Below are 26,339 nucleotides of genomic sequence, written 5' to 3' on the forward strand. Positions count from 1 at the left end.
CGTGCAAGCACAGCTGCAACCACGGCCTACCGCTCCGCCATCGGCACAAACACCACGGTGCGTTCCGCGCACTCCACATCGCCGGGCGGTTGCCACAGGTCGCTGGCCAGCTCAAAGATGTGCGGCGGCACCACCATCGAAAACGTCTCTCCCTGTTCGGCATTGCGCCGCAACACGCGCTCGCGGCGCACGTCGCGCGGAGCATCGAGCACATACACCACCATGGTGTCGGCCCACGGCCCCATGCGGGCATAGAAGGCGTCGCGCTGGTGCTGCTGGATCAGGCCTACCTCCAGCACCACATCGCTGCCCGCGTTCAGCACGGCCTCGGCGGATTTCCAGATCTGCGTGAGGCAGCGCAGGGCGCGGGGCACGTACCAGGCCATCACGTCGGCCGTATCGGGCCGGTCTGGCGAAAACAGCGTGGCCATCCAGTCGTCCAGGTTCAGCGGCACGGCGCGGTGCTGCTGCACCAGGTGGCGCACAAAGGTGGACTTGCCCGCTCCCACCGGGCCGATGACCAGGTGGATGCGTGGGGCGGTGTGGGTTGAAGCGGTGTGCATGAGAAAAAGGCTCCAGAAATGCAAAAAGCCCTCTCTGCAAGCAGGGAGAGCTTTCCATAGGGCGGACGAAAAAAAACCCTCAACGGTGGTGGAGGGCTTTGCGGTCGCTCCGATCCCAAGGACCAGATGCGAGGTTGGCAGTGTAGGTGGCTGGCGCGGGCTGCGTCAACCCACGGGCCATGTGGGTGCGACGAATCCCAGCCTGCCCTCAGGGCGCTTTGGCTGGCGCGATGTGCCGCTGAAAGAACGCCAGCACCTGGGCATTGAAAGTCTGGTGAAAAGCCACCCGGTCAAACCCTGCTGCATCGCGGCAGATGCCGGGCACTGCCTCGGCCAGCGCTGGTGAGCAGGGCGCCAGAAAGGCGAAGTGCCCGGCGTTGGCCGCCAGCTGCCAGTCGGGCGCGCTGGGCAGACCCTGGCGCACCGTCTCCACGCTTTGCAGTGTGACGCCATCACCACCCAGGGCCGAGGCCCACAGCTGGATGGGGGTTCTGACGTGCCCCAAGCCCTTGGCATCGAAGACGCTCAACGGGTCGACGATGACTGCAGCCCGAATGCGCGGGTCCGGCGCAGGAGTGGCGGGGATTTCTTTGCGCCGGATCTCGCCGCACAAGGGCCGGGTGGATAGCGGCGAGCACAGGTCTTGCCGTGACGTCCAGTCCGGCACGGCGCCGATGGCCACCAGGCCCGTGTAGCCGCCGCGTGAAAAGCCAAAGAAACCGACCTTGCCCGCGTCCAGCTGCGCGCGCTGGGGCCAGGCGCCCAGCATGTAATCCGTGAGCCGCTTCATGTCCACCGGCCGCGTGGCAAAGGCCGACAGGTGGCCCTGGCGGCTCAGGTCCTGAAAGTTGTCGCCCGGGTGGCTGATGGCGGCTACCACATAGCCTGCATCGGCCAGCGTGGCCGCCGTGTCGTGGTGCCCCAGGGCCGATCCGCCCGCGCCATGCGACACCACCACCAGCGGCAGGCCCTGGCCAGCTACGGGGCAGTCCCGCGTGCCTTGCAGCACCAGCGGCGCCAGGTCAATGCGGCCCGGCGGTGCGCTGCAGGGCGACCACACGGCGCCGCGCAGCGCGGGCCCGTCCTTGTCTGCAGGCACCTCGATAAAGGCAAAGCCTGCAGCGTGGGCCAGGGTGGCGGCGCAGCACAGCGCTGCGGGCAAAAGGGAACGAAAGAGCCAGCGAAAACGGGTCATAGGGGTGTGGTGGGTCGGATGGGAATCAGCAGGTCGGTGCGCAGGTCTGCCTGCGCGGCGTTGCGGGGGGAGTTGAGGTAGTGCTCCAGCGTGGGGCGGTCGTCCGGCTCATAGCCGCTGGCCGGGAGCCAGCGTGTGTGGATGGCCGCCAGTGCCGCGTTGATGCGCGTATAGGGGCCGGTGAGCGTGTGGCGTGCGTACAGCCCTGCGGGGATGTCCAGCCGTTCCAGTCCGCCATCTGCCACTGAGAGAGGCTCTGGCAGCACCACGGCCGCGTAGTAGCGAAAGCTGCCGCCCTCCACGTCCTGCGGGTCTCCGCACGATGCGCCCAGCCGGTGGACAGCGCGCTGCCCGCACTGCAGGTACAGCCGCCGCTGCGTGTGGGGGATGGTGGATGGCGGCCCCTGGTGGCGCAACGCATGCAGGCGTTGCGCCGGGCGCTCAACGATCTGCACGGCCAGCGTTTGCTCGGCCTTTGCATGCGCGTTTGCGTGCGCGTTTGCGGCGCCTGAATCAAGGATGAGGCGGTGCATGTCCCGCTGGAACGCCCGTGGCGATTGCCCGGTGAACTGGCTGAACGCGCGGGTGAAGGCCTGCGGGCTGTCGTAGCCCACCTCCAGCGCCACCTGCGTGATGCTCTGCCCGCCTTGCTCCAGCATCCGCGTGGCCAAGGCCAGGCGCACGCGGCGCACCGTGGCGGCCACGGTTTCGCCCGCAATGCTGCTGTAGACGCGGTGGAAGTGAAATGGGGAAAAATGGGCAATGGCGGCCAGGTCCTCCAGCCGATGCGCTGCCAGCGGGTGCGCCACGATGTGGGCGACCACGCGGGCCACGCGGTCGCGGTAGTGCTGATCGGCGCTCTGGTCCAGGCTCATGGCCGCAGAGTTTGCCGCAGCTTGCGCGCCGGTACTTAGCCGATCTTGCTACTTTGTGGCCTGGTGCCGCGGCAGCGCTGCACTACTTGGAGCGGCTGACAAAAATCAGCGAAGCGGTTCTGGCTAGGCGCTGCGTCGCAGGCAGTACGAGCAGTACGACAAGACGCGGCAACAACGCCAGAAGAGTTTTGTTAGCTGCTCTTATTGCCCAAACACCATCGCCTGGTGTGCCCCCACGCCCGCTAGCACGCCTTCGGCCGAGGCCAACGTGGCGTTGTGGCGCATCAGCGTCAGGTCGCCTGCGGCATACACGCCGGGCACGGTGGTCATCTTGTTCGCATCGGTGCGGAGGTAAGGGCCCATGGGCCCATCGTCGAACGCGCAGCCCAGTTGTTCGGCCAGCGGGCTGGCAGGGCGCGTGGTGGCGGCCACATACAGCGCAGCCAGCGGCACCACGCGCGCGTCACCGCTGCCGGTGGCCTGCAGGCGCACGGCCTGCAGCGCCTGGCCCAGGCCCTCCAGCGCGGCGATGGGCGCGGGCTCGATGGTTATGCCTAGGGCCAGCAGCCGCTCGCGCTCGGCGCTCTCCAGCGTGGTGTCGCCATTCAGAAAGAGGGTGGTCGGGCCCCAGTCGGCAATCAGCTGCGCGTGCATGGCCGAGCCTGCCGAGTGGTACAGCACGCCCAGCCGCTGGCCTGCAAATTCATAGCCGTGGCAATACGGGCAGTGCAAAACCGATGCGCCCCAGCGCTCGCGCAGGCCTGCAATGTCCGGCAAACCGTCTTGCACGCCAAACGCCAGAACCAGCTTGTGGGCCTCCAGGGTTGCGCCATCGTCCAGCATCACTTCAAACCCGTTCTCGGGTGACCCCGCCCGTTGCTGCGCCGTGGCCGACACCACCGTGCCCTGCACAAAAACCACCGTGGGGTAGGCCGCCAGCTTGCGCCGCGCCTGCTCGATCATCGCCAGCGGCGGCTCGCCGTCTTGCCCGAAGAAGCCGTGCGACGCGGCCGCAAACCGGTTGCGCGGCTGGCCTGCATCCACCACACACACCCGCCGCCGGGCACGCGCCAGCTGCATTGCGGCCGACAGGCCGGCAAAGCTGCCGCCTATCACGATCACCTCATACGCCTGGGTTTTTGCCATTGCTGCCGTCGCCATGCTCCATCTCCTTGTGACCGTGGCACCCAGCCACCATGCGTTCATGAAACTCGGCCGACAGCTGCGCCAGCGTTACCTCGCCCAGCCGCGCCAGCAGCGCCTCTTCGGCCGCCTGGTAGGCGTCGGTCAGCGCGCGGTTCACCGCCTGCTCGACGATGCAGCCGGGGCTCTCCACGCGGTTGCCCACGGCCAACAGCGTGGGCGCGCCCAGCGCCTCGTAGATGTCGCGCAGCGTGATGTCGGTGAGCGGGCACGACAGCACCCACCCGCCGCCATGCCCCTTCGCCGAGGTGACAAAGCCCGCATACCGCAGCCCCGCCATCAGGCGGCGCACCACCACGGGGTTGGTCTGCATGGCCCGCGCCATGGCCTCAGATGTAGCAGGCCCCTCCATCTCTGCCATGTGCAGCAGCGCGTGGAGAACATTGGAAAGTCGGCTATCTCGTTTCATGCAACATTTAAAGTTGCGTGATGCTAGCATGCAACCAGAAACAGTGCTGGCGCACGAACAGGAAGCTACTGAATTGATAGCTGCTAGCGCTTGATGAATAAGCGCTAGAGGCCAATTTGGCTTAATTTCTGACAGACGTTGCCCGCCCTAACCATTCGGGTTGAGCTTGCCGAAACCCTGCGCTGACCTGGCAAACCCGTTGGACAAACTCATCGCAACAGCGCAGTACCCACCGCGCGCACCACACACCATGACCCATCCCACCGCGTCCCCCTTCACCGACCCCACTGCCGTCGCCCGCTACGCCGATGGCCCCCGCCGCAACGTGCCTGGCTACGACAGCCTGCTGCGCATGTCCCGTATCCTGCTGGCCGAGCGCGTGCCCGCCGATGGTCGCGTGCTGGTGGTGGGCGCAGGCGGCGGGCTGGAGCTGGAAGACATGGCGCGGGCGCACCCCGGCTGGAGCTTTGACGGCGTGGACCCGAGCCAGCCCATGCTGGACCTGGCCGCGCAGCGGTTGCAAAGCGCGGGCGTGCCCGGCGACCGCGTGGCGCTGCACCACGGCTATGTGCAGAGCGCACCGGCCGGGCCGTTCGATGGCGCTACGTGCCTGCTGACTTTTCACTTTGTGCCGCGCGAGCAGCGGGTGCCCATGCTGGCGGAGATCCGGCGGCGTTTGAAGCCCGGTGCACCGCTGGTGGTTGCGCATCTGAGCGTGGCGGATGGCGCAGGTGCTGGCGGCGAGGGCGGGGCAGGGGAGCGCGATCTGTGGCTGTCACGCTACGCCGCGTTTCAGGTGGCGTCCGGTGTGCCGCCGGAGCACGCGGCCAAGGCGCGGGACAAGGTGGCTGCAGAGCTGGCGGTGCTGACGCCGCAGGAAGACGAGGCGATCCTTCGCGAGGCCGGATTCAGCGATGTGCAGATGTTTTACATGGGCTTTGCATTCAGGGGCTGGGTGGCATCGGCCTGCTAGCAGGCAACGAAAGCGGGCCAGTTCATTGAACCCGCATGTCCGCAACTTGCTCCCTGTCAGGCTGTCTTGCGGCTGGGGGCGGCAGCCCCCGGCCAGCTAGCCGTAGGGCATAAAAGAACTTCAACGCACAGGCGCCAGCGCCCACCGGTCCTTCGACGCCTTCACCAGAAAATCAATCACCGCCTTCACCCTGGCCGCATTGCGCCGGCCCGGTGACGACACCGCGTACAGCGTGTGCACGGTGCGGGACGCAAAAGGTGCAAGCACCTCCACCAACCGGCCTTGCGCCACATCGGCCGCCGCGAGCGGGCAGGACAGCATGCCGATCCCCGCGCCGCCCACCAGCGCGTGGTGCACCAGGGCCGAACTGCTGGCGGCCAGGCGCGAGCGCACGGTCACCTCCAGCGGCTTGCCTTGTGCGTTGCGAAACGCCCAGGTCACTGCGGGCCCCTGCGCGGTGTGCGTCACGGTGTGGTGTTGCTGCAAGTCGCTAGGCTTGGCAGGCGTGCCGTGCTGTTCCAAGTATCCAGGGGCCGCGTACAGGCGCCGCTCGAACCGGCCCAGTTCGCGCGCCACCACCAGGTCGCTGTGGCCCACGGTGGTGCGCAGCGCCACGTCGATGCCCTCCGTCACCAGGTCGGCCACGCGGTCGTCGGCCAGCAGCTCCACCCGCAGCGCGGGGTAGCGCGCCTGCAGGTCCGCCAGGTGGGGCAGCACCAGCGCTTCGCAGATCTCCTGGCTGGAGGCCAGGCGCAAGGTGCCCGCCACGCGGCTGCGCTGGTCCGACAGCGAAGCCCCAATGTCCTCCAGCTGCGCCAGCAAGGCACGCGCTTCCTGCGCCAGCTCTGCGCCCTCGGGCGTGGCCGACAGGCCGTGTGTGGACCGGCGCAGCAAGCGCACGCCGTAGCCGGCCTCCAGCCGGTCCACACCACGCGCCACCACCGACACCGCCACATCCATCTCGCGCGCCGCTGCAGAAAACGAGCGCAGATCGAGCGACCGCACCAGCCACCGCAGGTCGGCCGGGTCGGGGAGGAAGGAGCGAGGTTCTTGTTTCATCGTGCGCGCCTTTGCGTGCGGAGCAAAAGCCATTATCCCCACGGGCGGTTTCCGTGGCGGGGCGCAATTTCTACAGTGAAGGCTCGTTCAACCCCATGAGTTTTTACAGGAGCCCTCCATGCCCATCCTCAACGTCAAAGTGTCTGCCCAACGCACACCCGAGCTGTCTGCCCGCATTGCAGAAACCCTGCTGGACCTGACCACCCGCGTGCTCGGCAAACGGCGCGACCTCACCGCCGTGGTCATCACCTTTGTGGACCCGGCCGACTGGTACGTCGCCGGCCGTTCGCTGGTCGACCTGAAACAGTCGAGCTTCTACTTCGACGTCAAGGTGGTGGACGAAACCAACACCAAGGCCGAGAAGGCGCGCTACATCGCCGAGGCGTTCGCAGCCTTTGAAGGCCTGCTGGGCGCGCTGCACCCCGAGAGCTACGTCTACGTGCAGGACGTTCGCGCCACCGCGTACGGCTTTGGCGGCCGCACGCAGGAATACCGTCACCAGCATCCCGAGCAATAAGCAAGCAATCAATCAAGCAGTCCATCAACCAATAGCTACCCAGGAGCACCGACATGACGATGACGACAACGAACAACCACCTTGCCGATGTGATCGTGACCCAGACGCTGGAGCGCGCGGGCCTGGCGGATTGGATTCCCGAAGGCGAAGGCAAGTGGTCTCTGCCCATTCAGTTCCTGCCCGACGATGCGGGTTGGGTGGAACTGATGCGCCTGTCGCCCGGCACGCGGCTGGGCCTGCACCGCCACACGGGCGAAGTGCACGCCCTGACGCTGGCAGGCGAGCGCCGCCTGAACGACGGCCGCGTGGTGCGGCCGGGCGACTACATCCACGAGCCCGCCGGCAATGTGGACTGGTGGGAGGCGACAGGTACCGAAGAGCTGCTGGTGCATGTGGTGGTGAAGGGTAGTGTGGAATACCTGGGGCCGCATCACGCGGTGCTGCAGCGGATCACGACGACGGACCGCCGGGCGGATTACCAACGTTGGTGCGAAGCGGTCGGTGTGGTGCCGCGCGATCTTCGCTAGGGAGCCCAGCCGGGCGGGGCATTCTGTACAGCGCAGGCTGAAGCGCGCCGCGATATTTAAGCGGCCGGAAGCGAGATAAAGGCTTAGGGCTGGCTCTTTCATGCGGCGAAAGGAAATTGCACAGTCTAAGCCTCTGCAGCGAGCGGCCGGGGCACAAACGCGGGCTCCCACGTAGCAAGCGCAGCGTCTTGGGGCTCCTGGGGCCGGGCGCCAGCGTCCAGGCTGGCAAGCACAAGCCCGAACAGTCGCAGGCCCATGGGGGCCAGGGTGTTGCGCCAAAGGATTTCGGGGGTGTCACCGGGCCTGATCCAGCACCATTCCTGCGCCGCTATCGGCCCCGTGTCGGCCCCATCGTCCAGCCAGTAGGCCGTCCCCCCTGTGATGTGGTCTCCCATGTGGACGGCCCACCGAACGGCGTCCCGCCCCCTGTGGCGTGGCAGCAGGCTGGGGTGATAGCCCAGCGCACCATACCGCGCCCTTGCGCGTGCCTCAGCCGTGACAAATACGTGGGCATGGGCGCACAGGATCAGGTCGATGCCAGGGGGCACCCACTCACCGGTCAGGCGCCGGGCCACTTGGCAGACCGGGATGCCCTCGGCCGTGGCCAGGGCCGCCAGGCGGTCATCGGTGCGGGGCGCACTGACGGCCACTACTTCGTCACCGCGCGCCAGGCACAGGCGCAGAACTTCGGCGGCAAGCCACTTTTGGCCCACGATCATCACGCGCATGGCTGTTCCCCAAGATAGCGGAAGCCCTGAACGGCGCGGAAGTGTCCGCCATAGCCCGCTCCCGTGGAAGTGGTGCCGTTGCGTTCGGCCGAACTCCGCATGCTGGCCAGACTGCGCGTCTTGCTTTGACCAGTCAAAACCGCCGAAACCTGCGTCCAACGGGCGGAGCGCCGCAACGCGCTGGCCAGACCCGGATGACTGGTGTGGAACAGCGTGAGCATTGGGCGGCTGTAGCGGTTCTCCCCCAAGCGCCAGCGTTCGCACACCGCGTCAAGAAACCGCAGGCCCACGCCCGCGCCTTGCCATTCGGGCATGACGACCAGGCGGCAGGCCCGCGCCTCGGTGCGGCTGCGGGTGCTCACGGCCACATGGGCCACGAGCTGGCCGTTCACCGTGGCCACGTAGTTAGTGGCGGCGATCATCTGCGGCAGCTTCAGGTAGTGATGCGGCTCAAAGGCTGGCCAATGCTCCCAGCCGCACTGCCACAGGTCGACGTCGATGCGCGGCCGTCGCCGAAGCCACCCCCGTTGAAACTGCCCCGTGGCCGTGTCAAACACCCAATCGGGCTGTACCCAGTCGAGGATGTCATAGTGGCAGCTCAGGAGCACCACTTGCCCGCTGGTGCGACGCCAGGCCTTGGCGAAGGCCCCGGCCCCGATGCGCGCGATCTGGCGGTCCACCACGCTGGAGAACTCATCCAGCACGGCCTGGCCGGGCGCCTCGGCGATCAACCTGGCCAGATTGGCCCGGAACTGTTCGCCGTTGGACAGTACGCCATACGGTCGCAGCCAGGTGGGAACACTGCCCAGGCCCACACTGGAGAGCGCGGCCGTCACATCATCGAAACCGCCGCCCGGTGTGATGGCGTCAATGATGGGCAGGCCCTCGGGCCAGGCGGGGGCGTAGACCGCGCCTTGGCCCCAAAGGGCTCGGCCCATGCTGGTCTTGCCGCTGCCACTGGGGCCGACGATGACGCCAATTTGCCAAGGCGCACTGTCCAGATCAAGGTCTGCCTCAATCTGGAAGTTTGCCCCGCTTTCCACGTTGAAAAGTGATTTGACGCGGGCGGCGCGGTAGCTGCTGAATTCGTCGCAGCGGTGGTGGACGGCGACCTTCATACGCACACCACCTTGGGCTTCATGCCCAGTTTGACCAGCCGGGCATAGATGCGCCGTTGCTGGTCCTCGTCCTTGCACGGCACGACCAGGCCGAACTGGGGCTTGTATTTGAAGCCGTTTTCACCTTGCCGACGCGCTGTCTGCGGTGGCTTTTCTGTTGGCATGTTTGCCATTGAGCGTCCCTTCGGGATTCGACGCTCGGTGGCGCTCTGGTTCGGGGCTCTTGGCCCTCAGGTGATTCAGCGCCCCGCAGCGGGGGCACTTGATGACGAGCTGGGCAAAGACGCCCTCGCCCAATTTCTTGCGGCACGCGCCGCACCTGATTTCTTCCATTTGCAAGCCTGTTTCTCTGTATGAAAACTCTGATAGGCTCGGCCGCACTCTGTACAGGGTGGCGGGCCTTGCCTGGCTTGCAGGTCATCTCTGCATGTTGGGGTCCTGGCCAGGTGTTAGCGCACTTGACCAGGTCGCCCGTCTTTTTTGTCCGCTACACCTCCCCCGAAGAGTCGGCGAGGGTCGGGGCCGGGCCTTCAATGGCGCCGTCACGCACAAACACCCGTGCCCCCACTGTTGTTTCCCCACGCACCTGCAGACGCCCTCCACCTGGCAGCGTGACGGTGGCTACGCCCGAGGTGATGGAGGTCACCGTCCCCACCAGCAAAAGCCTGGGCGGCAGCAGTCCCAGGAAGTCGAGGTACGCGTTACTCATGGGTTTCCACCCGGATGACCTGGCGCAGGGTCGGCCGATTCCAGTTCAGGCCAACCCCTCGGACGATGCCCATCACCTCTTCGTCGCCCTGGTAGCGGATGAACTTGCCCGGCATGATCACGCCCGTCTCCGGCCGCACCTGCATGCTCAGGGAGATCAGCGCCTGGCTCCCGGTGTCGCTCAGCACGGCCCGCGCGCGCTGGCGCTGGGCTTCCGCATGGGTGATGAGCGCATGGGTGACCTGTGGAGCCTCCTTGTCGCCCGCCGTCCCGGCCCGCTTCCAGGGGCCGAACACGCCCGCTGCAATGCCACCCAGGTGCACCTGGTTGTAGATGGGCTTGTCGACGTAGTCCGTGGAGACCACCTCGGCGGCCGTGCGCGGGATCACAAAATCCGGAGTGACGCTGCCCCAATCCCAGGGCGCGGACGGGTATCGCGGCAGGATGCGCAGCACTGCGTCGGTGTTGTGCGGCTGCACATACCCACCCGCAGCGGTGGCGATGTCGTTGACGGCGTTGATGTAGGTGCCCTGGAAGGTCCAGGCGCCACCTGGCACGAACCAATCCGTCAGGCCCCAATCCACATCCCAGCCCATGGGCACACCGTTGATCGTGAGCACCTCGGCCGCGAGCTGCTGAGCGGTTCGATTGGCGGCGTTCCCAAAGTTCATGACGGGCGCATAGGGCTCATCCAGGATCGCCGCCTTGCCCCGGCCTGAGACAGTGAAGCGCAGCTCGGGCAGAAACCTCTCGTCCTTGGCCCGGTTCTCCAGCAGTAGCCTGAACGCCACGCCATTGACCATCACGGCCAGCTCGGCCGGCCGCCCGGAGCTGTCGCGGCCGAGGTGGTTGCGGGCACTCTCATGCAGCGAAGCCTCCCAGTTCCACGTCCAGGAGCCTTCGTCCAGCGACATCGTGAATCCCAGGGCGTGCAAGACCGCGCCGGTATCTACCCGGTGCAGCGTGACAGTGTTGAAAGCCATGTAAACCCTCCTGCGTTGAACGACCACCGTGCCCGGTTGAGGCGGCGGTGTGTGTCGCTCACAAACAAAAACCAGCGGCATCCCAATGCCCGCCTCTTCCGTAAAGACCAGCCGCACGGGTAGCGAAGGCACATAACAAGGATCTGGCGCCGGTGGGGCTACTGGGCGCACCCAGCGGCCGGTCGGCGGACGCATTGCCTGCTGATACCGGACCCGCAGGTACATGCGGACAGGGTCGCCATCGGACTCCGCCTCGGTGAACCCGGCGCGGACCGGCACGCCCTGCTGATACCGGGACTGGAGCCAGGCCCTCGGGGCGCGTGAGGCCTGTTGATACCGAATGGCAACGGGCCAAGTGCGAACACGCTCGGCCTCCTGGTACTGGGCCCGAACCCTGGTGCTCAAGCGCTCAGCCTGCTGCCACGCCATTCGCAGCGGCCAGGTGTCCGAAGCGATGGCCTCCAGGTAGTTCACGGCCAGCCAGGCATGCACTGAGCTGTCCCCACTGGACCAAGCGACCGCCAGGCTGCGCACCACCGCCTCGGCCTCTTGCCAGCGCGCCCTGCAGCTCACGCGCAGCGGCACAGCGCTTTGCCAAGCTACGATCAATTCCGATGCCACCGGGTCACCCTCCGACCAGCCGCTGCTCAGCGAGGCCACGATGGGGCGCGGTGTGTTGCTCTCATAGTGGGCATTGACGGTGCCGCCCAGGCGGGTGATATGCGCCTGCAGGGTGACCGTGACATCGGGCGGCGGCGGGACGTCGTCGTCCACTTCCCCGAACACCAGGCGCAGCGGGAATCCGTCCGCCAGCGATGGCGCTGAGAAGATGAGGCGAATCGGCTCCATCGTCAGCTCAGGGCCGTGGTGCCCAGTTTGAGACGGCCGCCAGCCAAAAGGCGAGTTCCAGTCAACCCGGGAACCTTGAAAGGCCCCGTGCCCGCTTCGTCGGTGACCGCTCCGCTACCCAGCAGCTTGTTCTCATAGCTGTACCAGACAGCCGATACCGCAAAGCCGGTGGCCAAGATCAAATCACCCAGCGGGTCCGCTTGAGCCAGCACGAGCTGCTCGTCCACGATCTCACCACAGGGCGACGCCAGCACCAGCACGGCCAGCGTGACGTTGCTCGCGCTCAAGTAATGCAGGCGCGACGCGGCACCTCGCGCCAGCAAGCCTTCCAACATTGCCACGGCCCCATCCGGCGCCATCACCAGCTCGCTCATTCAACAAACTCCGGGTGGCCCTGCGGCTTAATGCGGTCGGCGATCACTGCCCGCATGCCAGTTTCTGGGTAGATGGCCGTCACCGTGTACGTGAAGTTCTCGTCGACAAACTCAAACGCGCCCACCCCAGTTGGGCTCCAAACCTGGCGGATCACCTTGCCGTCAATGTCGCGCTCGAGCCGGACCGTTGCGGCTTGCGGCAGGTAGGTCTTTGGGTCGGTACGCGGCAGCACTTCCCTCACCACCTCAAACGGTATGCGGCCTATGCCGGGGCAGATCAGCAAATCCTTGGTCTGCAGCGGCTTGTGAGGGTTGCTTGGCAAGGGGCGAAGAATGCCGGTCTTGGTGGCCGAGACGAAGCGCCCAAGGCCATAGCACTGGTGCTCGATGTACTCCGGGCTTGGGCCGGTGCCCGTGGTCACATCCCCGCCATGGAGTTGCAGCGCAGTGGGCCAGCGCGCAATCGTGGTCCTTGCCCCCACGACGATGCCATCCACGTTCTGTGGCGTGGGGAAGGTCCAGGTAAGGACTACCGACTCACCACCCGACGCCCAATAGCAGCCGGTGCCGGTGTTGTCGTCTTTCAGATTCGCCAGCGCCCCGCTTGGCGCGGCACTGGCCGTCAGTGTTGCGGCGGCGTCGACGCGGGTGGTGCCGTTGTAGAGATGGAACTCCGAAATCTCCAGGGTAGCTGGAGTGGCGGCAGTCAACGCCAGAGCGCGCCAATACTTGTGGGCGGCCATGGCTTATCTCCAGGGGCCGGTGATATCAATAAACACCGCTTTCAGACTTGAGTTTGCGTTCACCCCCGTTGAGCAGAACGTCGAGACAAACGACCGCCCATCCGGCATGTCCAGAATTGCGTGCGCATCGATGAGCCTTTCAGCACTGGGGCATGGCCCAAATTGCACACCAGGGAACGATGCTCGCGGGAACGATGTGACGGTGTCGTGGTACAGAACACGGCCCATGGGTATCGCCCCAGTGATGGGGTTGGGAAGATCGGGGAGGACGCCCAGGTTGAGGTCGCAGTTGGTTGCACCACGCACGGCGGTTCCGGCGCCTGACACCCCGCGTGGAACTGCAACCATATAGTCAGGAGACATGTAGTCCCACATGTAGGTGCCCCCCCCGTTAACCGCCCAGTTGGTGTCTACACCGCCAGCAATCACAGTTGCAAACGGGTCACCGCCCGGGCTCTCGGGAACCAGGTCACCGAAGACCAATGCCTGATGAGCCCGCGCGTTCCCGCTGTAGTAGTTGAAAGACGACTGCACACAGAGGTAGAACGTGCGGCCGTCCGATGCAAAAAGGTACGGCGCATTGCCGGTGCCTGCCGGGTCTTCATCCTTGCCCCAGTAATAGCCGCCGTTGAGCTGCGCGGCGCTCGGGAACAGGCCCGTGCCTGTGGAGATCGCCGTCATGTTTTCGTAGCCCACGGCGCGCGCATAGTTCGCTGTGGTGTCGTTGATGCGAAGGTACTGGCCGTGCGCGGCCGGGTGGGCCGACTTGTAGGCGGCGAGGTTCGTGCCAGAGAAAGGCTTGTTGAACCCGGCCGGTGCCATCTTGACCGTGATGGCGCCCGTGGCGGTGCCGTCCGCAGCCGCCGTTGCCCACTTGATGACGTTGGGCGCCACGGCTGTCACTTTCTGTTCACCGTTTAAAGCCGTGAGGGCGCCGGTCACGCCATCCACCAGCACCACGGCATGCTTTGCTGCCGCGTGGTCGGTCGGAAACGTCGCCGTGGCCACGCCACCCGCTACGACAACGCTGGAGGCGGTTTGCAGGCCCCAGCCATTGACCAGCAGGGCGTCCAGCAGGGCAATCAACGCACCGGCCGTGCGGGGCAGTGTGGGCGCGCCAGGCATGCTGCTGCGCGCCCATTTGACAGATGTATCTACAGGTGATGCCATGGTGTTGTGCCTTGATCAGGGACGCTGCGTGTCGCCGCGTGCGTGGACAGAAAACTCATAGTCAATGCCCGAGTCCGGGCCTTGTTGAATGACCCGCACGAAGGGCACTGATGCCAAAGCGCCTTCGGTGTTGGGCCGCAGCACGTTGCCTGCCACCCAGCCTGCCCCCCAGCCCGCTGCGGGGATCGTCAGGTATGGCACACCCGTGTTTGGGTTGATGGGCGAGCAATCGACGGCGATGCTCCCCGTGCCGATCTCGCCGAACTCCTCGCTGATGATCCGAAACGAGGTGCTGGATGTGAACCAAAAGGCCAGCCGCTGGGTCGATGCCCCGGCATTGGTGACCACAATAGGGAAGTCCCGGTCGTTGTAAGTGCCTGTGGCGGGCGGTCCCTCCGGTTCATCCTTCCAGGTCACCCCGTCCCAGGTGAACTGGTCAAACAGCAGCGAGACGCGGGCGTACATGTCGCCGATCAACAGCGCGCTGCTTATGTAGGTGCCCTCCACGGGGTAGTCATGGGTGAGCTGCTGCTGAAACCGGATGTGCCCGCTCACCTGGGCGTCGGCGACCACACCGGCGTCCTCGATGCGATGCTCCACGGTGACAGGCTGGCTGTATCCGGTCACATTGTTGAACTCGACCATGCCTGTCTCAAGGTCTGCCGTGAAGCCGGTATGAATCGCCACACCGTCATGCCCCAGCACGCGAACGCGAGACAGGCGGACCCGGCCACAGTCAATCACGGTGCCGTTGGAGACGACGGCCGGGGGCACCTTTTTGGTGTTGCCGATCACTGCGACGCGACCCGGAGCATGCACGGGCACCCGGCCGTCGCTTGGCAGGCGCACCGAGTTGATCCCCACGATGCCCGCGTCAAGAGGGATATAGGTGTACGCCACCGCGTTGTAGCGCAGCGTGCTTGCCTGCACCACATCCAGGTTCACCACACCCACACCCGGAATCTGCATGTGCGAAAGATCCACAGTGCCCAGCGCATTCGGCACGGGACTGCAGAACACCAGCTCGCAGACGCCGTATTCAAAATTGATGGTGCCCTTGACCCGCGCCCCGTCGATCTTCCCATTGACTCCGGCAGTGACGTTGATGGGCGTTCCATCGTCCATGGTCCCCACGATGGAGAAGCTGCCAGGCCGTATCGGCGCCGTGGTCGTCCTAAACAGCACCCGCATGTTCGCGGACAGGTCGCCATTGCCCGAGGACGGTGGTGCCTGGATAGCGCGCCAGTCGGTCACCACGTTGGCGGCGGCTGTGGCCCAGGTGTTGAGCTGCACCACACCCAGCGCAGCACTCACGGCACCCACTGGCACACCGGCGCCGGTCGCGGGGTTGATATCGGTGAGCAGTACGCCCGTATTGGCACCGACATAGCGCTGCCCGTTGAGTGCGAACGACACGCCCTGCAGGTTGAATCCCTCGGCCAGGTTCGACACGCGGGTCATGAAGCGGTCGATAGTGACGCTCATAGGCTCGGCAACCGGTGCCCCCACCGTGAACGTGAAAACTCCTGGCGGCTGCGGAGAATAGACACTCGCACCCACCCAGCCGACCGCATACCCTCCGCCCACGGCATACGGCCCGGAGTTCTCGTGGTTCTGCATCAGCTGCGCCCGTGCCCCGACCGAAGCCGCGAGCTGATTGGCATCGACGCCCGCCATGTTGACCGTCACTGCACCGGTGCTGTTGTTGATCGTGCCGCAAGCCTGGCCATCCTGCAGCACCAGGCCGCCAGCGCCGTTGTCGCGCACGCTCGCGCGGTAGTGGCGGGTCGGCTCTGACATGAGGAACATGTCGCCCGGCAGGCCAGACAGTGACGCCGTCACCGATATCCACAACGAGAAGTGCACACTGCCAGGCACGGTGTTGGGAGTGATCGCGCAGGAGATGGACGCGCTGCTGCCGGTCCACGTCACATCGGCCAGGGTGCTCGCCGCTGCCGAACTCTGATTGATGGACACCACGGCCCCCACCGGGGGCAGTACGTTGGGAGCCAACAGGATCAGGCCGCGCTGATAGTCCACCACGCCCGATGCATCGCCCGTCAGAAACCCATTGCCATCATCAGACGCGGTGTAGGTGGGGCCACTCGGGGTGTGCTTCCACGTCAGCGTCGTGAGGCCAGGAGACAGCACCCGGCTACCCGGTGCCTCCGACACCTGGCCGCTGGTGTTGATCGGCACATAGAGCTTTCCAGCCATGCGCAGCGCCGTATTGGGCACAGGGGGTGCAGCCGTTTCCTCGGCCCACTGCAGGATGATGGCGCTGCCGACATCGGGCAGAAAGCCCAGGGATGCCAGCAGCGTGCCCGTGGTCCGGTTGAGGTTACCCACGCCATAGGAAGAGTCCAGGCCGCGCAGCGCGCCCGATCCGTCCTCGCGCAGCATGTACCACCGGCCCGAGTGCATGTAATGCAGCACCAGGCTGCGCCGAGCGGGAGGTATCAGCGTCACCACGTAGTTCAGCGAGCGGTTCGCCATCGTGACGGGGGTGCCAATGGAGCGCTGCGCCGCTTGGGGCATCGCCGCTGGCGTCGCAGTGATGGTGTGCACCCCGCCACCCGAGCCGAACACGTCGACCGAAAGGCTGGCGATCCCGTTGTCGTAGTCGATGGCCCCCACCTCGGCGCCGGACTGCAGCAAGCGCCCGCCCTTGTCGGTGATCACTACACCATCGCGTTCAATCGTGACGCTGCCGGGCAGTTGGCTGCCACCGATGTAAAGCGACTGGGTGGTGGTCCAGATCGTCGTGATCGTCTGCACCACCGGCCCACCGGCTGCGACCAGGGCATAGGCCATCCCATTGGTCGAGGCATCGGCAATCGGGGTCTCCACCTGTGCGCTGGGCACTATGGGCTGGTGGATGGTGGTCGCGCGCACGGTGTATTCACCAATGCTTGCGGGCTCCGCCAGGGGCACGGTGCCATAGAAGCGGGCCGCGTCCGCCACCACCGCTTCGTTCAGCCCAGTGCGTGCACGCAGATCATCCACCGAAGGGTCGATGCGCTGTGCATCAAAGCCGGGAAAGTCGGCTTCAAGACGCTCACTGATGCCAAGGGCAACGATGTTGCGGACGAAGTCGCCCTGGCCGTCGGTGAAGACGCGCACCAGGTTCGACACCGAGGTGATCGCCACGAACTGTTCCACCTCGCCTGGCTGGCCGAATAGCTTTCGCAGGACAAGACGGTCGCCGATGTTTGGCAGCGGAACGCCTTCTCTCTGGCAGATTGAGATATTGGTTTGCCCCTGCAGCATGTCGCCGAAGAGGTAGGCGGGGTAGCTGGAGCCCCCCGCAAGGTAGCTCTCGATGCGCTTCTTGATGTCATCGCGCTTCGCAAAAAGGTCATCCACTTCCACCATCACGATGGACACGCGCGGATCGTTCGGCGGCTCCGCAATGATCACGTTCGTGCCAAGAAAGACGGCGGTGTCAGGCGTCGTGACGCCGAGCACCGTCTGGCGGATGTTCACCCGCCCGAGAGTGCGGTCCAGTTCGCTGATGCCGGGAAAGACGGCGTGCTTGGCCGCGTCAGGAATGACAACACCAGAGGGACCACCGGCCCCTTCGGGTGCGTCGCTCATGTTTCGGGATGCGAAGAATTTAACGTCGCCGGATGCGATGGGCATAGTCAGACTTTCAGGAAACGGAAGGTGGGGAGGTAGAGCAGCTCGCCGGTGATCTCGCCGTCGATCAGCTTCCAAATGGGGCGGGCCGTGAAGCCGCCCTGGGCGTGGTCAAAGATGACCTGGTGCGCGACACCTCGCAGCACCAAGACCAGCTCAATGTTTTTAAGAGCCGCCCACGCTTTGAGGCGGTCGCACTGCGCGCGCTCGGTCCAGGCCTGGCTGGACTCGCCATCAAGGGTGATGGGCTGGCCTGCCAGCTTCTCGGCCTGGTCAACCATCAGCGCGCCCTCGGTGCTGTAGCCCGTGGCTTGATCGATGGGGCTCCAGTCGTATTCATCGGTCCACTGAAGGCGATCACTGAGCGTCTCCGTGACGCCGTCGTAGGTGAGGGTGATGGTGCTCATGGGGTCTACCGGTTTGCCGTGCGTTTAGCTGCGGCCAGCCGCCTGAGCAGGTCCGTGCCCCTTTGCTGGCTCGCCGAGTCGGGGAACTCGAACTGGGCGCTGCCAAGGCCGGGAATCGTGACGTTGCTGATGAAGGTCGGGCCATCTGGGCTGACGCCGACACCGTTGCCGCCGCCCCCAGAGCCCGAACCGCTGCTGTCGCCCAGGCCCTGATAGCCTGGTGCGATTCCGGCGTTGTCGCTACTGCCACCTGGAGAGCGAACGCCCGAAGAGCGGGGTCCTCTGTCAGAGCCACTATCACTTGGGGAGCCAGACGGGCTGTCTGAGCTGGATTCGCCCTTTTCTTTGGCCTTGCGCTCTCGCTCGCGTTCCTTCTCCCGGGCCACACGCTTGGCCTCAATTTCGCGCTCTACACGCTCCAGTTCGGCTGCGATGTTTCTTTGCTCCAGAAGACTTTGAGCGGATCGAGGCCCCCCGTAGTTCTTCTGGTAGGCCTGCAACTGCAAGCGCAACTCCCATGCCTTGCGTGTTTCTGGGTCGTTTAGTGCTTCTTCTCCGTACCGCTGGACGATCTGTTGATTGATGTCCGTTTCGTTCACTGCGGCATACCGGATATCTCGGGATTTCTGCTGCCCTTCGGCAATATGGCGCTCGCGCTCAGCCATGCGCCGGAAGTTCGCGGCTGCCAAGTGCTGCCCGGCTGCCTCTGCCTCTTGCGCCTTTCTCTCGTACTCATCGCTCTGTGGGGTGCCAGGTGCCCCTTCACCCAAACCACCGCCACCGCTACCCCCGCCACCGCCACCGCTGGGAGTGTTTCGCAGCCGTTGCATGGAGCGGCCTGCACCGTCTGCCGCGCCCGCTTGCCGCCCCAGCGCCCTGGTGACATCGTCGATGCCCTTCACTGCGCTCCCAGCATCCCTACCCAGCTGGATGTGCACATCGGCCAGGTCTTTCATCTTCTTGGCCGTCACTTCCGCGATTTCGGCCTCCTTGACCTTGACCTCGGCAGACTTTTGAGCAGCATCCATCTCTAGCCGCTTGGCCCCGACCAGCTGACCGTTGGCTTCAAGCTCTGCGCGCTTCGCTGCCACGGTTGCGAGTGCCGACTGAGCCTCTGCGCGCTTGGCCTGGGCCGTGAGTTGCAGTAGCTGGATCTCCAGCTTGCGAATCTCATTTGCGGCGCGCATCGCCCCCACTTCATCGCCCTTGGCCCTTGCCACCTCAAAGATGGCCCGTTGCTGCGCGATGGCAAGCTGTACCCCGGCTTGCTCCAGGCTGAGGGCAGCTTGCTGTGCGTTGGCCTTGGACTGGATAGCCTTCACTTGGTCCGAGACGGCATCACGGTAGAGCAGCGCGGCGCGGCCCGCTTCGTTTTCTGCGTCTTTGAGCGCTGCGGTGGTTGCCAGGCCTGCCTCTTTCGCTGCCCTCACGCGCTCCAGGGCAGCCTGGGCCTTTTCATAGGCCTCCCGCAGTTCGTCCACCCGGCCACTGTTGTCCTGCACCGCCTCGGCCTCGGCGCGTGCCTGCACTGCCACCATGCGGCTGGCGCCTGCCTGGGCCACGGCCTTATCGGTTTCCTGCTGGCGCAGGGCGATCGCCTTTTCCAGCTCGGCCATTTGCTTGGACTTGGCCTCGTCTGCCAGCCCGCGCTGCGCGACTTCATCCTGCAGCGCTTTCAGCTCGGCCTGCATGGTGGCCAGCTCTTGCAGCTTGAGGGCTGCGAGCCGCTCCAGCTCGGCCGCACTGGCAGCAGCCGCTGCCGCCTGGGCCTGGCGCTGCTCGGTCTCGGTGCCAAAGGCGGCGGCCAGCGCCACGGCGGCTTTGCCCTCTGCATCTCGCGCGATCACGCTCTTTTCCTGGGCGGTGATTTGTTCAACGATGGACTCGCGCACGATGCGATAGCCGTTTTGCAGCTTCACGAAGTCGCTGGCACCGGCCAGGGCGGCGGCGCTCATCGCACCGGTCTTGTTGGCCAGCTCTTGCTGGGCCAGGGCGGTGATGATTGCCTGGTCGCCGCTGTTCTTCAGGGAGTTGCGCAGGGTTTCGTTGTGCTGCGCTGCTTTCAGAATCTTGTCGTTGGCTTCCTTCTCAATGTCCGCGAAAGCTTGTTTCAAGCCCGAAAAGTCCCAGTTCGCAATAGCCGCCAGGACTACCCCAATACTCTTTCCAGCCGCAACAAGGCTTACGTCCAAGCCCACGATGGCGCCTTGCGCAATCTCAGCTGCAACCTTGAGGGCAGACAAGCCGCCCGCATCCCCAATATTCGCCGCCATGTCGGTGACGGCGTTCTTGATATTGGTGATCTCCTGAGTCAGCGTCTGAGCGGCTGGAGCGCTTCCATACAGCTCATTCAGGCCCTTGGTCAGGGCCGGGAAGATATCGCTGGCTGCGATCTTGCCCTCTTCGACCAGCTTCATGAGCTCGGCGGTCGTGATGCCCATGCCCTTGGCAGCGGCGTTCAACGCACCCGGGAGCGCCTCTCCGAGCTGGCCGCGCAGCTCTTCACTCTGGACGGTGCCCTTGCTGGCCATCTGAGCCAGTGCCTGCAAAGCGTTGCTCGTCTCAGCACTGGATTTGCCCGCTTTCCCCATGGCCGTAGCCACGGCCTCGAACACTTGGCGGGTAGGCTCGCCCTCTACCGCAGTGCCCTTCGTAGCCGCCGAAAGGCTCAGGAACGCACGCCCCACCTCGTTGACGTCCGCACCAATGCGCGATGCCACGGTGCGAACAAACTCCAGCTCTTTACCTGCCTTGGTTGCATCGCCCGTCACAGCGGTCAACCCGCTGCGCAACTGCTCCATCTGGGCAGCTGCAGTGACCAGTTCGCGGAACGAAAAGGCGACGCCCAATGCGCCCGCCATCTGCCCCAGCAGGCCGGTGAGGTTCGTGACGCGCGCGCTGAGCTGGTCTGTAGCGCCCGCGCTGTTGCGTTTGGCGGTACCCAGTGCCCCGGCGCGTTGCGCGGCCTGGTCTGCTGCTGCCGCCTCTACCCGCAGGGCTTTGGCGTGGTTCTCTGCCGCCTGCAGCTCCTTGGCCTGGGCAGCAGTCAGCGGCCCAATGGCGGCCAATTCCTCACGGCGTGCGGCCGTGGCTTGCTGGATAGCGGTGGCCTCGGCCCGCTTGAGGCGGGCTACCAGGTTGAGCTGATCGGCTTCAATCTGGGCCAGCGCATTCTGGGCGCGGGTGGCTGCTGTCTCATCGCCCTTTGCCTGGGCGGAGCGCAGCCGGGCTTCCTGGTCGGCCTGGCTGGCTGCCAAGTGCTGGCGCTGCAGCTCGATCTCGGACTGTTCAACCTGCAGCCCGGCTTTGATGGCCTTTGTCTTGTCGTCTACCGCTTTGGTCAGGTCCGCAATTTCATCCCCGGCCCCGCTCGCAGCGGTGCCAAGCTTCTGTACGCTGGCACCAGCGGTGGTGGATGCGGCACCCAGGTCTGTCGTGGCGTCCTCTACGGTGCCCAGCGTCTTGCCGAATTTGTCCAGCCCTTCGTCCCTGACGCGGACTGTGTAGTCGAGCTGGTTTTCGTTAGACATGTGAAGGTACGGGATTTAGGAAGAAGAAGGGCCGCGCGCCGCCAGGTCGTGCGGCGGGCGGCCCGGGTGCGCCGTGGTGTGCGATCAGCCCATGCGAGTGCGGTAGTAGCGGCTGATGCCCGTGCCTGTCTTGGTCGGGTCCAGCAGCACCGTGCCTTCAACGTCCAGGGCGTTGAAGCCCTTGCCAATGAGCGTGAGGCTCTTGGTAACGCCCTGGCTGGCGCGGAAAATGTTGGTCACAGCCGGGTTGCCGCCATCTGCCTCATTCAAGCCGCCAAAGAGCAGATCAAGTTCCGGCGCCTTGGTGGTCAGAGCCTCAATTGCTGCGTAGGCGCCATAGCTGTAGCTGGCCCACAGCAGATCAGAGTTAGCAACTCCTACGGCCTCTGGCAGCAGCAAAACGCCCTCAGGCCGCACTTCAAAGTTGCCAGCCATCGCTACCGGTGTGGCGGCGCCAGCAGTCGCACCCTTCTTCAGAACAAAGGCGGTCGGGCTGATGTGGGTCAGCGGGAGCAAGCCGCCCAGAGTGGCGACATAAGGCTCGTCGGCCACATCACCGGCGTCGATGGACTCCACCGTGCCCAGAACAGCACGAGCGAGGTTGACGACATTCAGATCGGCGATCTTCGCCTTCATCTTCACTTCCTTGACGCGGCGCACCTCGGCGTGAGTGCCGCCGCCAAGCCGCGTCATGTCCTCTTGGGTCTGCACGTCCTCGGAGTGCTCCAGGCTCAGCTCAAGAACGTTGCCCACAGGCATATGAAGCGCCGTTGATCCGTAGGCGCGCGCGTAGAGTTGCCCCACAGTCATGCTGGGCTTGTAGATCTGCTTGATGACTTCGATGGCCATGGTGGCTCCTATAAAAAATGATTCAGCCTTGAAAAACCGACTCGACCAGGAAGGCGAGCGGCAGATACATAAACCCACCGCTGTGGCCAGCGCCGGGCGCAGGTGCCAGGCGCATCGGTCCCGCCACGTTTGGTGGGCGAAACCCCATCAGCGCCGCGCCAGCAAGGGCTGCCAGCTCCCCAGCTTCTGACCGCGCGGCTTCACCGCTCTTGATCGTGCGCACGTTCTTGACTGCCGACACAACAAGCCAGGTGTGATCCAAACGCGCCGACTTGCCGTCAAAACGCGACTCCAGCACCCGAAAGCCATTCCAGATCACATGCACCGCAGGGGTTGGCTGCAGCTCTTCCTTGATGCCTGCCAAGTCGGATTTGGTCAGTACATGCACTGCTGGTTTGCGGTCGGCAAACGCATCCTTTAGCCGGGCCACGATGTGCGCCTCGGGCTCCATAAAGTTGTTGGGATGAGGTGCCAGCGGTGCGGCTACGGTGGCCATCAGTACCGCCCCCAGTCGAACGCGCTGCTCGGCGCGCGGGTGACCATGTGCCCAGCGGGTTGCGCCACCTCGGTGTCGGTGCCCCCGAGGCTCACAACTCCCTTGTTCAGGTCTGCCAGGTACTGGTCAGCCCAAGCCGCACCGCGTCGCAGCTCCTCGGGCACCGACGAGCCGTAAAGGCGCTTGAGCGCGATAGCAGCCACGGCGGCAGGCAAGCTGCTGCCCTGCACCATGTCCACAGGCAAAGGCATCTGCGCCCGGTAGCGCGGGAACAGGTACGTGTCGGCATGCTTGCTGGCACGCTCCAGGGCGTCTTGCAGCCGGGCCAGTGCTGTTGTGGCCACCGTCACATCGTCCGCTGGCCAAGCGCTGGTGTCGCCCCCGGCGGCAGCAACCGCCAGCAGTGCGCTGTCGAGCACGGCCTCAGGGGCGCCGCGCTGGGCCAGCTCGCGCCAGCCATCAGTGGCAGCGTTAGCCAGGTCGGTCAATGTGGCGTAGGCAGACACAACGGCACCAGTCAGCGCAGCACGCGGATGAAGTCGCCAGCAGCGGCCGCAGCGTCTCGGGCGCGGCCACTGGCTACACCTGCAGCGAGCGTGATGGCGCGGCCTGTGGCGTCGCTTTGCACCTGCGCTCCCACCGCCACTGCCGCACCTGCTTCCACCAACATTTCGCCATGGGTGGCCACGCTGGCCTGCTCGCCGATGTCGAAGTTGGACACAGGCACGCCGAGCGTTGCGTCAGCTGCGGCGGCGGTTGCGCCAGCAAAGTTAGCGAAGCGAAAGCGCGCCAGGGCGCTGGTGGCCAACACAGTGGTGGCCATCAAGATTTTTTCAGTCTTCATGGTTGCTTATTCCTCGGGAGTTGCGGGAATCAGCGTGACCAGGTTGCCAAGGCGATCAGCCTGGGCCTGGGTGAGCTGGACCTCGTAGCCGACACCGTAGAAGGTGCCGTTGTGCCGGATGGGCACCGAGCCCACGCCGTAGCTGTGCGTGGCCTTCGGATCTGGCCGAGCGGTAGGCGCTGCTGGCGCTACGAGCGCTTGCGCCGTAGATGCACCTTCTGCGGTCCCTGCTGTGTCAGCCGCGCCGGTCTGGTTTTTCGTCTCCAGGCCCGTCGCGGCGCCCGTCGAGGCCAGCGCATCAGTGGCAGCGGTAATGGTTGGCTTCTGCTCTTGTGCTGGCGCACCAGCCTTAGCATTGGTGGCGCCCTTCGATTGAGGTGTTGCCTTCGCCATGATCAAGCCGCTCCCGTCACCACGTAGCCAGCCTCGGCACCCAGCATGTAGGGGCGGAAGATGTCTGTGTTGCGGATGATTTCCAGCTTGCCGTCTTCGGAGCGGGTGTCCACCACCGGGTTGCCCTTCTTGCGAAGGGTGTAGCCAAAGCTGGGCTCGTAGGCCGACCGCACGGGGGCATCGCCAGCCACAGAGGGCGCGGCCGTGGGTACGTAGGCCAGCACCAGGTTGCCACCCCACAGATCGGTGACCACGCCCGCATCGGTGGTGTAGATGCCTTTACCCACGACGATGTTTTCGATCTCGAAGATCTCGCGCAGGTCCGCCAGTTGCACCAGGCGCGATCGCGTGTCGCTCAGAATGGCCTTGAGTGCCGGGTGGCGCTTCATGACGCGCCAGGCCGAGTACCCGATGACCATGGTGTTCGGCTCTTTCACGATCTTGTTGCGCACGGCGGCTTTGGCGTCGTCCACCACACCTTCCGGGTCGCTCAAAGGGTCGCTGAAGACATCGCTACCAGACAGCGCAACCTTATTGCCCACCGGATAGTTGGCAGGGTTTTGCGTCATGCCGGCCACCATGGCCTCATGGCGCAGACGAATGCCCTCCACCACACGATTGGTTGCGTGGGCCTGCAGCGGAAACGCGGACTCGGCGTCTTCGCGGTAGTCGATGGGGAATTCCAGATCGTGCTCTTCCAGGCTGATGTCGATGCTATCGACGTCATCTGGATTGATCCGGTTGGACTTGGCGCGCAGCGCACGCTCAGTGGCGTAGACCTTGAAGGCGTCTTTGCCGAAACGCGGAATCTTGCCGCCTTCCTTGTCCACGGTCACAAAAGGCAGCAGCTGGTCGCCCACAAAAGCGGCGTTGCTGTAGCCAATGGCCAGCGCGCTCAGGACCGGGTCCACCACGCGCAATTTGCTCAAACGTCCCATGAATGTTTCTCCTAGAGTTATGGGGTCGATTTACTTGGCGCGCATCACTGCGTGGGCCGCTGTGGCGTAGTCCACCTTGTGGTCCTTCGCATAGGCTCGGATGCGCTTGTCTTGTGCAACGCGCTCAGGGTCCGCGCCTTCGGCGAACTCCACCGGTGTTTCATCGGTGGCAGCGGCGCCTGCAGCGCGTTCGCGCGAAGCCTGTTCGCCAAACTCCACCTGCTTGGGCAGCGCCCGCACAAAGTCGCGGAACGACTCATGCAAGGGCTTCTTGGCATCGCCTTCGCCGAACTCGACGTCGGGTGTGGCCTGCAGTTGGGCGCCAATGGCGGCCACTTGGCCCGTCAGCGCGACCGGGATGCGGGCTTCGGCCGCCATTGACTCGGCGAACGCCACGTTGTCGGCCAGTACGGAAGCGTTCTTGCGTTCGGCGTCAGCGGCTTTGAGCGCGGCAATCTCACGATCCTTGTCTTCGTTTTCCTTGCGCAGACGCGCGGCTTCTTCTTCAGTCACTGCGGACTCCTTTGGTGGTTGAGGGGTTGCGGCTGGCGCAGCTGGGGCGCGTTCGGAAAACGCTGCCGGTGCGCCTGCAGCGCTGCGGGCTTCGTTGATGTTTTCAGCGGCGCCCAGCTCCAGTGCGCGCACGTCGTAGTTGGGAAGCGCCTTGTCGGCCTCTTCCAGGCCGAACTTGCTCACCATCCAGTCGCGCAAGTTGCGCCAGAGGTTGGCGGAGGTCATGGCGTCCCACTCGCCAAAGGCCACGCCTTCTTGGAAGCACACGCAGCCGTCGTCGCTCTCGGCAAACTCGGGATCGTCCAAGCCCTTCACGCCGGGTGGCTGCGCACCCAGAAAGCCGATGTGGCGCAGATACCAAACGCCGGGCACAGGGTTGTTGGCGTCTGTGGGGCGGTAGAACTTGGCCGACACGGTGCCGTAGCTGCCAGCGCGCACGCTCTCGGCAAACTCGGGGTCAACCTTGTCGGCAGCAGCAAAGAGGCCGCGTTCGGTAGCAGACAAGGCAACGGTCCAACCCTTGGCGGGGTGGTCAACCTTGGGGTGCCCCACCACCAGTGGAGCCTTGGATTTCTTGGGGTCGTAGGCCCGGGCAGTGGCCTGCAGGTCAGCCTGACTGAACTCAATGACTTCGCCCGCAGCAGTGGTCCACTGGCCGGGTTTGAAGATGTGCAGAGGCTTGGGAGCTGGGGCGGCGGCTTGAGGCATGGACCGCACTGTCGCGCGGCCTGCCCCT

28 protein-coding genes are annotated in these 26,339 nt (G+C 65.1%); 3 read left to right on the forward strand and 25 right to left on the reverse strand.

Features of this window, described 5'->3' with window-relative positions:
* Positions 1-26 precede the first annotated feature (26 nt).
* From C8C94_RS03615 to C8C94_RS03635, 5 genes are all read right to left on the reverse strand, one after another.
* Positions 27-563 carry an ATP-binding protein gene (locus tag C8C94_RS03615; protein ID WP_121419743.1) on the reverse strand — a complete coding sequence of 179 codons (537 nt, stop codon included), beginning with the start codon at positions 561-563 and terminating at the stop codon, positions 27-29.
* Between the two features lie 208 nt (positions 564-771).
* Positions 772-1,758 (reverse strand): dienelactone hydrolase, encoded by a 987-nt coding sequence (locus C8C94_RS03620; protein WP_121419744.1) that lies wholly within the window; start codon positions 1,756-1,758, stop codon positions 772-774.
* Positions 1,755-2,633, reverse strand: a complete 879-nt coding sequence (locus tag C8C94_RS03625) for a GyrI-like domain-containing protein (protein WP_121419745.1) — start codon at positions 2,631-2,633, stop codon at positions 1,755-1,757. Before C8C94_RS03625 ends, C8C94_RS03620 begins: the two co-directional genes overlap by 4 nt.
* Positions 2,634-2,834: 201 nt before the next feature.
* On the reverse strand, positions 2,835-3,794 hold the full coding sequence (locus tag C8C94_RS03630) for an NAD(P)/FAD-dependent oxidoreductase (protein WP_233573381.1): 960 nt from the start codon (positions 3,792-3,794) through the stop codon (positions 2,835-2,837).
* Positions 3,757-4,245 carry an Rrf2 family transcriptional regulator gene (locus tag C8C94_RS03635; protein ID WP_121419747.1) on the reverse strand — a complete coding sequence of 163 codons (489 nt, stop codon included), beginning with the start codon at positions 4,243-4,245 and terminating at the stop codon, positions 3,757-3,759. Before C8C94_RS03635 ends, C8C94_RS03630 begins: the two co-directional genes overlap by 38 nt.
* A gap of 250 nt (positions 4,246-4,495) precedes the next feature.
* Between C8C94_RS03635 and C8C94_RS03640 the strand changes: the two genes are divergently transcribed.
* Positions 4,496-5,218, forward strand: a complete 723-nt coding sequence (locus tag C8C94_RS03640) for a class I SAM-dependent methyltransferase (protein ID WP_121422677.1) — start codon at positions 4,496-4,498, stop codon at positions 5,216-5,218.
* Between the two features lie 120 nt (positions 5,219-5,338).
* On the opposite strand, the gene C8C94_RS03645 is transcribed toward C8C94_RS03640, so the two are convergent.
* Positions 5,339-6,277, reverse strand: coding sequence for a LysR family transcriptional regulator (locus C8C94_RS03645; protein WP_121422678.1), 939 nt, complete (start codon positions 6,275-6,277; stop codon positions 5,339-5,341).
* Positions 6,278-6,395: 118 nt separating this feature from the next.
* Between C8C94_RS03645 and C8C94_RS03650 the strand changes: the two genes are divergently transcribed.
* Both C8C94_RS03650 and C8C94_RS03655 read left to right on the forward strand, forming a co-directional pair.
* Positions 6,396-6,794, forward strand: a complete 399-nt coding sequence (locus C8C94_RS03650) for a 4-oxalocrotonate tautomerase family protein (RefSeq protein ID WP_121419748.1) — start codon at positions 6,396-6,398, stop codon at positions 6,792-6,794.
* A 53-nt stretch (positions 6,795-6,847) separates the two neighbouring features.
* On the forward strand, positions 6,848-7,321 hold the full coding sequence (locus C8C94_RS03655) for a cupin domain-containing protein (protein WP_121419749.1): 474 nt from the start codon (positions 6,848-6,850) through the stop codon (positions 7,319-7,321).
* 125 nt (positions 7,322-7,446) lie between these two features.
* Here C8C94_RS03655 and C8C94_RS03660 read toward each other — a convergent pair whose 3' ends face one another.
* The 19 genes from C8C94_RS03660 to C8C94_RS03745 all read right to left on the reverse strand — a co-directional run bounded on the left by C8C94_RS03660 (position 7,447) and on the right by C8C94_RS03745 (position 26,311).
* Complete coding sequence (locus tag C8C94_RS03660; RefSeq protein WP_121419750.1) at positions 7,447-8,049, reverse strand: formyltransferase family protein; 603 nt, start codon at positions 8,047-8,049, stop codon at positions 7,447-7,449.
* Positions 8,040-9,167, reverse strand: a complete 1,128-nt coding sequence (locus C8C94_RS03665; RefSeq protein WP_121419751.1) for a GNAT family N-acetyltransferase — start codon at positions 9,165-9,167, stop codon at positions 8,040-8,042. The genes C8C94_RS03660 and C8C94_RS03665 overlap by 10 nt, the downstream gene beginning before the upstream one ends.
* Positions 9,164-9,340 carry a hypothetical protein gene (locus C8C94_RS25710; RefSeq protein WP_199731483.1) on the reverse strand — a complete coding sequence of 59 codons (177 nt, stop codon included), beginning with the start codon at positions 9,338-9,340 and terminating at the stop codon, positions 9,164-9,166. The genes C8C94_RS03665 and C8C94_RS25710 overlap by 4 nt, the downstream gene beginning before the upstream one ends.
* Positions 9,288-9,500, reverse strand: a complete 213-nt coding sequence (locus C8C94_RS03670) for a Com family DNA-binding transcriptional regulator (protein WP_121419752.1) — start codon at positions 9,498-9,500, stop codon at positions 9,288-9,290. The genes C8C94_RS25710 and C8C94_RS03670 overlap by 53 nt, the downstream gene beginning before the upstream one ends.
* A gap of 154 nt (positions 9,501-9,654) precedes the next feature.
* Positions 9,655-9,876, reverse strand: coding sequence for a hypothetical protein (locus C8C94_RS03675; RefSeq protein ID WP_121419753.1), 222 nt, complete (start codon positions 9,874-9,876; stop codon positions 9,655-9,657).
* Positions 9,869-11,707, reverse strand: a complete 1,839-nt coding sequence (locus tag C8C94_RS03680) for a hypothetical protein (RefSeq protein ID WP_121419754.1) — start codon at positions 11,705-11,707, stop codon at positions 9,869-9,871. Before C8C94_RS03680 ends, C8C94_RS03675 begins: the two co-directional genes overlap by 8 nt.
* Before the next feature lie 2 nt (positions 11,708-11,709).
* Positions 11,710-12,081 carry a hypothetical protein gene (locus tag C8C94_RS03685; RefSeq protein ID WP_055400976.1) on the reverse strand — a complete coding sequence of 124 codons (372 nt, stop codon included), beginning with the start codon at positions 12,079-12,081 and terminating at the stop codon, positions 11,710-11,712.
* The gene (locus C8C94_RS03690; protein WP_121419755.1) at positions 12,078-12,824 is read right to left on the reverse strand and encodes a hypothetical protein; all 747 of its coding nucleotides are present in this window, start codon (positions 12,822-12,824) and stop codon (positions 12,078-12,080) included. The genes C8C94_RS03685 and C8C94_RS03690 overlap by 4 nt, the downstream gene beginning before the upstream one ends.
* Positions 12,825-12,827: 3 nt before the next feature.
* A complete protein-coding gene (locus tag C8C94_RS03695) occupies positions 12,828-13,994 on the reverse strand; it encodes a hypothetical protein (protein WP_147433222.1) in 1,167 nt (388 codons plus the stop codon).
* Between the two features lie 15 nt (positions 13,995-14,009).
* A complete protein-coding gene (locus C8C94_RS03700) occupies positions 14,010-17,591 on the reverse strand; it encodes a hypothetical protein (RefSeq protein WP_121419757.1) in 3,582 nt (1,193 codons plus the stop codon).
* A gap of 47 nt (positions 17,592-17,638) precedes the next feature.
* Complete coding sequence (locus C8C94_RS03705) at positions 17,639-18,040, reverse strand: hypothetical protein (protein WP_121419758.1); 402 nt, start codon at positions 18,038-18,040, stop codon at positions 17,639-17,641.
* Positions 18,041-18,045: 5 nt separating this feature from the next.
* Positions 18,046-21,570, reverse strand: a complete 3,525-nt coding sequence (locus C8C94_RS03710; RefSeq protein ID WP_121419759.1) for a tape measure protein — start codon at positions 21,568-21,570, stop codon at positions 18,046-18,048.
* Positions 21,571-21,654: 84 nt separating this feature from the next.
* Positions 21,655-22,419 (reverse strand): hypothetical protein, encoded by a 765-nt coding sequence (locus C8C94_RS03715; protein ID WP_121419760.1) that lies wholly within the window; start codon positions 22,417-22,419, stop codon positions 21,655-21,657.
* 22 nt (positions 22,420-22,441) lie between these two features.
* Positions 22,442-22,915, reverse strand: coding sequence for a hypothetical protein (locus tag C8C94_RS03720; protein ID WP_121419761.1), 474 nt, complete (start codon positions 22,913-22,915; stop codon positions 22,442-22,444).
* Positions 22,915-23,421, reverse strand: a complete 507-nt coding sequence (locus C8C94_RS03725) for a phage protein Gp36 family protein (protein ID WP_158603796.1) — start codon at positions 23,419-23,421, stop codon at positions 22,915-22,917. The genes C8C94_RS03720 and C8C94_RS03725 overlap by 1 nt, the downstream gene beginning before the upstream one ends.
* Before the next feature lie 11 nt (positions 23,422-23,432).
* A complete protein-coding gene (locus C8C94_RS03730; protein ID WP_121419763.1) occupies positions 23,433-23,759 on the reverse strand; it encodes a capsid cement protein in 327 nt (108 codons plus the stop codon).
* 6 nt (positions 23,760-23,765) lie between these two features.
* On the reverse strand, positions 23,766-24,152 hold the full coding sequence (locus C8C94_RS03735; protein WP_121419764.1) for a hypothetical protein: 387 nt from the start codon (positions 24,150-24,152) through the stop codon (positions 23,766-23,768).
* Positions 24,153-24,154: 2 nt separating this feature from the next.
* A complete protein-coding gene (locus C8C94_RS03740) occupies positions 24,155-25,090 on the reverse strand; it encodes a hypothetical protein (RefSeq protein ID WP_121419765.1) in 936 nt (311 codons plus the stop codon).
* Positions 25,091-25,120: 30 nt separating this feature from the next.
* Positions 25,121-26,311, reverse strand: coding sequence for a peptidase (locus C8C94_RS03745; protein WP_121419766.1), 1,191 nt, complete (start codon positions 26,309-26,311; stop codon positions 25,121-25,123).
* Positions 26,312-26,339: the final 28 nt, after the last annotated feature.

The organism is Acidovorax sp. 94, from assembly GCF_003634645.1.
Classification (GTDB): Bacteria; Pseudomonadota; Gammaproteobacteria; order Burkholderiales; family Burkholderiaceae_C; genus Acidovorax; species Acidovorax facilis.